The following is a 9,831-nucleotide window of genomic DNA, read 5'->3' on the forward strand; positions in this document are numbered from 1 at the left end:
GAGGAGCATCCGCTGCTGATCGCGCTCAGAGAGCGCACGGGCGTCGACGTGTTCGGCGTCAACTACAAGGACCAGCCCGAAGCCGGGCGGCGCTTCATCGGGCGCTACGGCAATCCGTTCACGGCCGTCGGCACGGACCGCTCCGGGCGCAACGCCATCGAGTGGGGCGTCTACGGCATGCCGGAGACATTCGTCGTCGATGGCGCGGGCCGGATCGCCTACAAGCACGTCGGCCCGATCTCCGCGGAGAGCCTGGAAAAGACGCTGCTTCCGGCCATTGCGGCCGCGCGAGGCCGGGCGGCTTCTCCTTAGAGGGGCGTTTGCTTCTCCCGCTTCACGTCAGAGGATAGAACTCGTTGCGGGAATGGTTGAGCACGCTCAGCGTGCCGGTCGCGATTTCGAAATAGGCGCCGTGCAGCGCCAGACGGCCCTTGTCCTCCTCCTTCTTGACGAAGGGGAAGGTGCGCAAATTCTTGATCGAGGTCTTGATGCATTCCAGTTCGAGAAGCCTATGCTTCTCGGCGCTCGACGCCGCCTGGTGGTTGGTCAGCACATGCAGACGCGCCTCGTCCAGCATCGACATCCAGCGCGAGATGAACATGGCCTCGGTCTGGATGGCGGCGCTCTGGTCGAGCGCGGCCTTGACGCCGCCGCAGCCGGAATGTCCCATGATGATCAGATGCTTCACGCGGAGGTTCATGACCGCGAACTCGATGGCGCTCGAGACGCCGTGGTATCGGCCGACCACCTCGTAGGTCGGCACCAGGTTCGCCACGTTGCGGACGACGAACATCTCGCCCGGCATGGCCGTGAAGATGGTTTCCGGGTCGACGCGGCTGTCGCAGCAGGAAATGACCATCACCTCGGGATCCTGGCCGTGGGTGGCCAGTTCCTCGTAGCGATCGGCATTGGGCATGAAGTGGCGAAGCTTGAAGCGGCGGAAGCGATCCGTCAGCACCTCAGGAAAGCTCGACATTCTGGTTTTCCCTGATGGAAAAGGCCTCGTACAAACCGGCGCGCGTGCCCTACGCGCACGTCGCTATCCTCATATTTTCTATATTGAAAAGCGCCGCGATGCGAGCAGGCAATCGTCGCACCCGCCCGACCGGGTAGGAGGCGTTGGCGGCTTGCGTCTGCAATCTCGCGAGTCGCACTATCCCGTTCTCGCTGCCGGGGGCAGCGGGCGCTTCGCGCAGCGCAAAATCGCGAAGCCCAGAAGCGCCGAGCAGAGCGAGCCCGAGAGGACGCCGATGCGGATGTCGGCGGCGTATTGGGGCTCGGGGAAAGCCAGCATGCCGATGAACAGGCTCATCGTGAAACCGATACCCGCCAGAATCGCGATGCCGAAAAGCTGGACGCGCGAGCTGCTCTCCGGTCTCGTTCCGATGCCCAGCGCAATCGCGCCCGTCGTGAAACTGTACACGCCGACGGCCTTGCCGATCAGCAGGCCGAGCGCGATCCCGAGCGGGATCGGGCTCAAGAGCGTTTCAGGCGTGAGCCCGGCCAGCGACACGCCGGCGTTGGCGAAGGCAAAGGCCGGGAGAACGCCGAACGTGACCCACGGATGCAGGCTGTCCTGAAGCTTGGCCGCCAAGGTCTCGGATCCGCCATTGCCGTTCGCGACCGGAAGCAGCGGAACGGCGATGGCGGTGATCACGCCGGCAAGCGTCGCGTGGACACCCGATTGCAGCACGCAGAGCCATACGAAGGCACCCGCCAGGACGTACGCGGCCGTCCGCGTCACGCCGCGCCGGTTAAGAACGAACAACACCGCAATCCCGGCTGCCGCAAGCGACAACGCCACAAGCGACAGGTTGGCGGTGTAGAACACGGCGATAATGATGATCGCACCCAGGTCGTCGATGATCGCGAGTGCCAGCAGAAAAATCTTGAGCGAAGCGGGAATGCGCGGCCCGAGAAGAGCCAGGACGCCGATTGCAAACGCGATGTCGGTTGCCGTCGGAATAGCCCAGCCGCGCAACGCGTGCGAGTCGCCCCAGTTGATCCAGGTGTAGATGAGGGCCGGAACGATCATTCCGCCCAAAGCGCCGATGGCCGGGAGCGCTGCCTGCCTCACGCTCGACAGCTCACCCTCGACCAGCTCGCGCTTGATCTCGAGGCCGACGTTGAAAAAAAAGATGACCATCAGGCCGTCGTTGATCCAATGCAGAAGGTTTCTGTCGAGCCCCCATTCGCCGACACGTATGGACACATGCGTATCGAGAAGGGCGCCGTAGAGCGGCGCCAGGGGCGAATTGGCGAGGATCAGCGCGGCCACGGCGGCGACGAGCAGGACCACGCCGCCCGAAGCTTCGTGGTGCTGGATGAAATTCATTGCGTCACGCAGCCGCCGCCTTGCCATTCCTGCCGTCCTCGCGTGAAAATTCCCTCGGTGCCGTCGTGCGATAGAACGGGCACGCGGTCAATCCGTCACCGATCGATGCCGGTCATCGTCAGCGCCGCCGCCTCGTGCCACGCCGCGGCGGCGAAGAGCTGCAACTCGTCCCTGCCCCGGCTCAGGGCGATGGCGCGTGCGACGGCGGCGGCGGCCAGGGCCGTGCTCGTGAACGGATCCTCGCCGTGAAGGAGATGGCCCACGAAGGTTGCGGCCAGAAGATCGCCGGTGCCGTGGGGCACGTCGCTCTCCCCTGCGACCGTGCATCGGCTCGCGCGCTCGCGCGTCACGATGACATTCGCGAGCCCGCCGCCCTCGGAGGGGACGGAGCTTGCGAGCACGACCGGCGCCGCAAGGCGTCTCGCGGCGTCGACGGCGCCTGAGACCGAGCTCACGCCCCGGCCGGAGAGGAGCGCCAGCTCGAACGTGTTGACCTTCATGTGCGTGGCGAGGGGCACGAGCCGGTCGCGCACGGCCTCGGCCACGCTTTCGGGCACGTAGAGGCCGCCCGGATCATCTCCGAGCACCGGATCGCAGATGATCAGGGCACCGGCACGCGCGGCGCGCACGCGGGTGATCAGGCGTTCGACCAGATGGACGTGCTCGGGGCTCGGCAGGTAGCCGGTCAGCACGGCATCGACGCCCGCCAGCCATCCGTTGTCGGCGAGCGCGTCGATCATCGCGGCCAGCGTCTCGGGCGCGACGGGACTGCCGGCCGCGCGCGCATGTCCCAGATGGTTCGACAACACGATGGTCGGGCAGGCGACGGCGTCATGCCCCAGCCGGTCGAGCGCCGGCACGATCGCCCGCAGGCCGACCGCCCCGCGCGCAACGAATGAAGAAACTGCGACGACGGTCGCCATGCGAGCGTCCCTTTTCTTTGCGCCGGCTCACCGCCGCGCGGCCCCCCCTGTCATATCCGAAGCCGGCTCCGAAACCGACCGGCAACCCGACGACAATTTCTCTGTACGACGCCATCGGCATCGTTGGTTCGCCGCCAAGATTGCATTAACGTTGCACCGCAACATTCCGGGCCGGACCCGCGCCCGGACCAACTGAGAGAGGTCCCATGGCTCCGATCCGCCCCCGACGCAGCGTGCTTTACATGCCCGGCGCCAACGAGCGTGCGCTCGAGAAGGCGCGCTCGCTGCCGGCCGACGCGCTGATCCTGGACCTCGAGGATTCGGTGGCGCCGGATGCCAAGGTCGAGGCCCGCGGCAAGGTCGTCGCCGCGGTCAAGGAAGGAGGCTACGGCAAGCGCGAGGTCATCATCCGCCCCAACGCGCTCGAAACCGCCTGGGGAACCGCCGATATCCTCGCTGCGGCGTCGGCGGCGCCCGACGCCATCCTGATCCCCAAGGTTCACGGTCCGGGCGACATCATCAGCGCCGCCAAGATCCTGAAATCGGTCAATGCGCCCGAGAAGACCAAGCTCTGGGCGATGATGGAGACGCCGTTCTCGATCCTGCGCTGCGGCGAGATCGCGGCGACGGGCGCCGACCCCGAGAACCGGCTCGTCTGCCTCGTCATGGGCACCAACGATCTCCTGAAGGAAAGCCGGGCACGGGCGCTGCACGACCGCTTCGCCGTGGTCCCCTGGCTCGCCATGACGGTGGTTGCGGCGCGCGGCTACGGGCTCGACATCATCGACGGCGTCTACAACGACTTCAAGGACGAGAGCGGATTCCGCAAGGAATGCGAGCACGGGCGCACGCTCGGGATGGACGGCAAGACGCTCATCCATCCCTCTCAGGTGGCGCCGTGCAACGAGATCTTCTCGCCGACGGAGGAGGAGATCACCTGGTCGAAAAAGATCATCGCCGCCTTCAACGAGCCCGAGAACGCCCCCAAGGGCGTCATCACCGTCGAGGGCAAGATGGTGGAGCGGCTGCATCTCGTACAGGCCCGGCGCACGGTGGCGATCGCCAACTCGGTCAGGGAAATCGAGGAGTGGTTCTAGACTCCGACCTCGGGACCATGATCGACGCTTCGGACCGACAGGGTCCGAAGCGATCCCGATTGAGGTGTGCCCGGTCGAGGCGCCCGGTCGGGGCGGGCGCGGCCGGGGTGGAGAGGAGCCGGGGGGCCCAGGGCTTTTCTCTCGATATCACGGACCAAAAGGCGCACTCGCTTCACCCCGCCAAAGATGGCATAGGACGGCCCTGATCCTTTCCGAGACTGAGACGAGCGCATGACCAAGACCAACCCGGGCAATTTCTTCGAAGACTATCGCGTCGGACAAATCCTGCACCACGCGACCCCGCGGACGCTGACGGAGGGCGACGTGGGTCTCTACATGAGCCTTTATGGTCCGCGCTTTGCCGTTCAATCGGCCGACACGTTCGCGCGCAGCATCGGCTATCCGCGATCGCCGGTCGACGATCTCCTTCTGTTCCACGTGGTGTTCGGCAAGACCGTTCCCGACATCTCGCTCAACGCGATCGCCAATCTCGGCTACGCCGAAGGGCGCTTTCTGAAGCCCGCCTATCCCGGGGATACGCTCTCGACCGTCTCCGAGGTCATCGGCCTCAAGGAGAACTCCAACCGCGAGACGGGCACCGTCTACGTGCGCTCGACGGGGCGGAACCAGAACGGCGAGGTCGTCCTCGAGTACGCACGCTGGGTCATGGTCCGCAAACGCGACAAGGCCTCGCCCGCACCGGAGGCGGTGGTGCCGAAGCTTTCCGACCGCGTCGACCCCAAGGATATCGGCGGGGCCGTGCCGCTCATCGATGGCAAGGCCTACGATTACGACCTCGCGGGTGCGCCCTATCGCTGGGGTGACTACCAGGTGGGCGAGCGCATCGACCACGTGGACGGCATGACCCTCGAGGAGGCCGAGCACCAGATCGCGACGCGCCTCTATCAGAACACGGCAAAGGTTCACTTCAACCAGCATACCGAAGCCAAGGGCCGCTTCGGGAAGCGCATCGTCTACGGCGGCGTCACCATCTCGCTCGCACGCGCGCTGTCGTTCAACGGCATGAACAACGCCTTCCACATCGCCGCCATCAACGGCGGGCGGCACGTGGCGCCGCTGTTCGCCGGCGATACCGTCTATGCGTGGTCCGAGGTCCTGGAGAAGGCGGAGCTACCGGGCCGCACGGACGTCGGCGCGCTCAGAACCCGGCTGGTCGCAGTCAAGAACCAGGACGCGAGCACGTTTCCCTTCAAGACCGAAGGCGGGGCCTACGCAGACGGCGTGATCCTCGACCTCGACATCTGGGTGCTGCTTCCGCGCTAGGCTCTGGCCTCATTGTTGGATCGGGCGTCGACGGGCTCGGCAGCGCGGCGGACGATGCCTCACGGGTCCGCTATCCTGAGTACAAAAATCAATAATTGCCCCATCGCCCGCAACCATTTGGCGAATTGCCCCGTGCGGGCACGCGCGCTAAAAGGCGAAACGGCATCCTGGCGGCGGCATCAGCCGGCGCCCTCTGCATCCGGGGACACGAGGACCAATGGCTGAGGCCAATGCGACGCGGGGCTCGCGGGCGGCACGTCCGCTCTCGCCACACCTGCAGATCTACAAAATGCCCATCAACATGACGATGTCGATCGTGCATCGCATCACCGGCGGGGCCCTTTATGTGGGCACGGTGCTGGTGGCGTGCGTGCTGGTCGCCACGGCGAGCGGGGCGGATACCTTTGCCTCCGTCACGGGCCTGCTCGGCACCTGGCCGGGGCTGATCGTCCTCGTCGGCTACACCTGGGCGCTCCTGCACCACCTCGTGGGCGGGATCCGGCACTTCATCTGGGACACGGGCCGCGGCTACGAGCACGCGACCATCGACCTTTTGTGCTGGGGATCGCTCGCCGTCTCGATCGCGCTGACGCTCGCCATCTGGGGCTATGTACTGCTCTCGGCAGGGGGTCTCGACGTATGACCATGCGCACGCCGCTCAAGGAGGTCCGCGGCCTCGGCTCGGCCAAGGAAGGCTCCGATCACTTCTGGATGCAACGCGTGACGGGCGCCGCCAATCTCGTTCTCGCGATCTTCGCCATCGGGCTTGCCGTCCATCTCGCCGGCGCGGATCACACGACCGTCGCGCGCACGCTCGGCCGGCCCCTGGTCGCGGTGCCGCTCATCCTGTTCCTGGTGTCCGCCGCCATCCACATGCGGATCGGCATGCAGGTGATCATCGAGGATTACGTGCACGGCGAGGCCACCAAGATCGTGCTCCTCATGCTCAATACCTTCTTCGCGATCGCCGTCGCCGCGGCGGGCGCGTTCTCCATCCTCAAGCTTTCGTTCGGAGGCTAACGCCCAGATGGCCAAGACCAACGGGAAAAATCCAGCCTCCTCTCTCGCTGCACCCGCCGTCGCGGGCAAAGCCTATCCCACGCACGATCATACCTATGACGTGGTCGTGGTCGGCGCCGGCGGCGCGGGCCTGCGCGCGACGCTCGGCGCGGCGGAAGCGGGCCTCAAGACGGCCTGCATCACCAAGGTGTTTCCGACGCGCTCGCACACGGTCGCGGCGCAGGGTGGCGTTGCGGCCTCGCTCGGCAACATGGGCCCCGACGACTGGCGCTGGCATATGTACGACACCGTCAAGGGCTCGGACTGGCTCGGCGACCAGGACGCCATCGAGTACCTCTGCCGGCACGCGCCCGATGCCGTCTTCGAGCTCGAGCACTATGGCCTGCCGTTCTCGCGCACGGAGGACGGCAGGATCTATCAGCGCCCCTTCGGCGGCATGACAACGGAGTTCGGCGCCGGCCCGCCCGCCCAGCGCACATGCGCGGCCGCGGACCGCACCGGGCACGCCATGCTGCATACGCTTTACGGCCAGTCGCTGCGCCACTCGGCCGAGTTCTTCGTCGAGTACTTCGCGCTCGACCTCCTGATGGACGACGAGGGGGCGTGCCGCGGGGTGATCGCGCTCTCGCTCGAGGACGGGACGATCCACCGCTTCCGGGCCAAGCGCACGATCCTCGCGACCGGCGGCTACGGGCGTACCTATTTCTCCTGCACGTCGGCCCACACCTGCACGGGCGACGGCAACGCCATGGTGCTGCGCGCGGGGCTGCCGCTGCAGGACATGGAGTTCGTGCAGTTCCACCCGACCGGGATCTACGGCGCGGGCGTGCTCATCACGGAGGGCGCGCGCGGCGAGGGCGGCTACCTCACCAACAGCGAGGGCGAGCGCTTCATGGAGCGCTATGCGCCGCACGCCAAGGACCTCGCCTCGCGCGACGTCGTCTCGCGCTCAATGACGATCGAGATCCGGGAAGGACGCGGCGTCGGACTCGACAAGGACCACATCTATCTGCATCTCGACCATCTCGATCCGGCGATCCTGGCCGAACGGCTGCCCGGCATCACGGAGAGCGCCAAGGTGTTCGCGGGCGTCGATCTCCGGCGCCAGCCGATCCCCGTGCTACCGACCGTGCACTACAACATGGGCGGCATCCCGACCAACTATCACGGCGAGGTGCTGACGCTCAAAGACGGCGATCCGGACACGATCGTGCCGGGCCTCATGGCCATCGGCGAGGCTGCCTGCGTCTCGGTGCACGGCGCGAACCGGCTCGGCTCGAACTCGCTCATCGATCTCGTCGTGTTCGGGCGCGCGGCAGCACTCCGGTGCGCTGCCTCCATCGAAACAGGCGCCGCGCAGCCGGACTTCCGGCCGGAGGCGACCGACAGGGCGCTCGCAAGACTCGACCGCTTCCGGTACGCCAAGGGCTCCGAGCCGACGGCCGCGCTGCGTCTTCGCATGCAAAAGACAATGCAGGCGAACTGCGCGGTGTTCCGCGACGGGCCGGTGCTCGACGAGGGCGTGAAAAAGATCGCCGAGATCTGGCGCGCGACCTCCGACATCCGCGTCACCGACCGCTCGCTGATCTGGAACTCGGATCTCGTCGAGACGCTCGAATACGACAACCTGATTGCACAGGCGGCGGTGACGGTGGTCGGCGCGGCCAACCGCAAGGAGAGCCGCGGGGCGCATGCGCGCGAGGACTATCCAAACCGCGACGACAGGGAGTGGATGAAGCACACGCTGGCGTTTGCGGACTACGAGAGCGCATCGGTCAGGCTCGATTACCGCCCGGTGCACACCCGGACGCTGACGAACGAGATCTCATACATCGAGCCCAAGGCCCGCGTGTATTAGCGCTTCAATCGGTTGCGGCCTCACCGTCGCGCCGGCGCCGCGCGGCCTTGTCCGCGCGAACCCCTCCGCTCGACAACGGACGGAGGCGGCAACGCAACCGCGTCCGCCCGCAATATGTTGACGAAAATAGTCTGAAACCTAAGCTGTGTGCGTCCGATACGGCCAAAAAAGGGGAGCAGCACATGTCGAACGATCCGATCCATCCGTCCAACCGGCTCATCATCCCATTTCTCGGCCCGGTTTACGGGAGCCTTGGGGATTTCGCGGAGACACTACTGCGCGTCGTCGCCGGCCTCGCCCTCGTCACGCACGGGTTCCCGAAGATCATGAACCCGACGGGGCCGGTCGGACTGGTCGAGAGCCTCGGGTTCTTCCCCGGCCCCGCCGTGTTCTGGGCCGTGCTGCTGTCGGTCACGGAGTTTTTCGGCGGCATCCTGATCGCCATCGGGCTCTGGACACGCCCGGCTGCGTTCGCGGCCATGATCGTCTTGCTCGTCACCGTATATTTTCATTGGGTTCTGAGAGGCGAAGGCTTTGGCGGCGCCGAGAAATCCATCCTCTGGGCGGCGATCATGTTCTATTTCGCGATCCGCGGCGCCAACCGGCACTCGGTCGACGCGCACCTCGGCAAGGTGTTCTGAGCCGCACGAGGTGCTCACACCGGAGATAACGTTTTTCTCCTCGCGCGCGGTTATTGTCACCATGAGCGACGCCTGGGACTGATAGGGTCCCAGGCGATCCATGGTCTCACGCTGGCACGGCGGCTGCGCCGGTGCATGAGCAGAGCCCAGCGAGCGAAACCGGCCGACGGGAGGGCTTCTTGACGGAAAAGCGCGATCCGGCAGATGCGCCTGAGGCCGACAGCCGGATCGCACCCGATCCGTTCGCGGCCGTGCTGCCGGCCATCGCGGCACTCGGGACCATCTCCTCCATCGCGGCCATCAACTGGGCTGCGCGCGAACGGGCCGCCGACCGCATCAGGCCGAAGCGCAAGGCCGTCATGGTGCTGCGCGAGCTCGAGACGTGCTGCCTGCACCTCTCCGAGATCTTTCGCCGCTTCCAGCGCAATCCCCGGCTGTTCGCCGGCGAAGGCGCACAAGGGGCCTCGCCCCTGAAATTCGGCGTGCACGGGCCGCGGGTGGGTATGGATGCGGCAAAGCTCTACCAGCAGGCCGTCAACGACGTCGCATCGATGCTGGTGCTCGCCTCGCAGAGCGCCTTCGAGGTGATGTGCGCCATCGAGGACGGCACGGTGGAGGCGCCGGAGGAGATCTTCTTCGGCTTCGGCGACTGCCAGGACCGGCTCAACAAGCT

General features: G+C 66.3%; 11 protein-coding genes. 8 read left to right on the plus strand and 3 right to left on the minus strand.

Annotated elements, in window-relative coordinates:
* Positions 1-312 (plus strand): redoxin family protein (locus tag V7082_RS20345; RefSeq protein ID WP_334151410.1); only part of this gene is annotated, 312 nt, incomplete at its 5' end.
* A gap of 22 nt (positions 313-334) precedes the next feature.
* Here the strand turns inward: V7082_RS20345 and V7082_RS20350 are convergent.
* The 3 genes from V7082_RS20350 to V7082_RS20360 all read right to left on the minus strand — a co-directional run bounded on the left by V7082_RS20350 (position 335) and on the right by V7082_RS20360 (position 3,258).
* Positions 335-976, minus strand: a complete 642-nt coding sequence (locus V7082_RS20350) for a carbonic anhydrase (RefSeq protein WP_334151411.1) — start codon at positions 974-976, stop codon at positions 335-337.
* A gap of 177 nt (positions 977-1,153) precedes the next feature.
* The gene (nhaA, locus tag V7082_RS20355; RefSeq protein WP_334151412.1) at positions 1,154-2,362 is read right to left on the minus strand and encodes a Na+/H+ antiporter NhaA; all 1,209 of its coding nucleotides are present in this window, start codon (positions 2,360-2,362) and stop codon (positions 1,154-1,156) included.
* 68 nt (positions 2,363-2,430) lie between these two features.
* Positions 2,431-3,258 (minus strand): bifunctional hydroxymethylpyrimidine kinase/phosphomethylpyrimidine kinase, encoded by an 828-nt coding sequence (locus V7082_RS20360; protein ID WP_334151414.1) that lies wholly within the window; start codon positions 3,256-3,258, stop codon positions 2,431-2,433.
* A gap of 206 nt (positions 3,259-3,464) precedes the next feature.
* Between V7082_RS20360 and V7082_RS20365 the strand changes: the two genes are divergently transcribed.
* From V7082_RS20365 to V7082_RS20395, 7 genes are all read left to right on the plus strand, one after another.
* Entirely contained in the window at positions 3,465-4,355 is an 891-nt protein-coding gene (locus tag V7082_RS20365; protein ID WP_334151415.1) for an HpcH/HpaI aldolase/citrate lyase family protein, read from the plus strand.
* Between the two features lie 231 nt (positions 4,356-4,586).
* Complete coding sequence (locus tag V7082_RS20370) at positions 4,587-5,639, plus strand: MaoC family dehydratase (protein WP_334151417.1); 1,053 nt, start codon at positions 4,587-4,589, stop codon at positions 5,637-5,639.
* Positions 5,640-5,856: 217 nt separating this feature from the next.
* Positions 5,857-6,282, plus strand: coding sequence for a succinate dehydrogenase, cytochrome b556 subunit (sdhC, locus tag V7082_RS20375; protein WP_334151418.1), 426 nt, complete (start codon positions 5,857-5,859; stop codon positions 6,280-6,282).
* Complete coding sequence (sdhD, locus tag V7082_RS20380; protein WP_334151420.1) at positions 6,279-6,659, plus strand: succinate dehydrogenase, hydrophobic membrane anchor protein; 381 nt, start codon at positions 6,279-6,281, stop codon at positions 6,657-6,659. Before sdhC ends, sdhD begins: the two co-directional genes overlap by 4 nt.
* 7 nt (positions 6,660-6,666) lie before the next feature.
* Positions 6,667-8,517 (plus strand): succinate dehydrogenase flavoprotein subunit, encoded by a 1,851-nt coding sequence (gene sdhA / locus V7082_RS20385; RefSeq protein ID WP_334151421.1) that lies wholly within the window; start codon positions 6,667-6,669, stop codon positions 8,515-8,517.
* Between the two features lie 182 nt (positions 8,518-8,699).
* Positions 8,700-9,158: a DoxX family protein gene (locus V7082_RS20390; protein WP_334151423.1), complete on the plus strand. Its 459-nt coding sequence runs from the start codon at positions 8,700-8,702 to the stop codon at positions 9,156-9,158.
* 179 nt (positions 9,159-9,337) lie between these two features.
* A partial coding sequence (locus V7082_RS20395) for a hypothetical protein (protein WP_334151425.1) occupies positions 9,338-9,831 on the plus strand: 494 nt, incomplete at its 3' end.

Origin of the sequence: Hyphomicrobium sp., from assembly GCF_036833075.1 — a bacterium.
GTDB lineage: Bacteria > Pseudomonadota > Alphaproteobacteria > Rhizobiales > Hyphomicrobiaceae > Hyphomicrobium_C.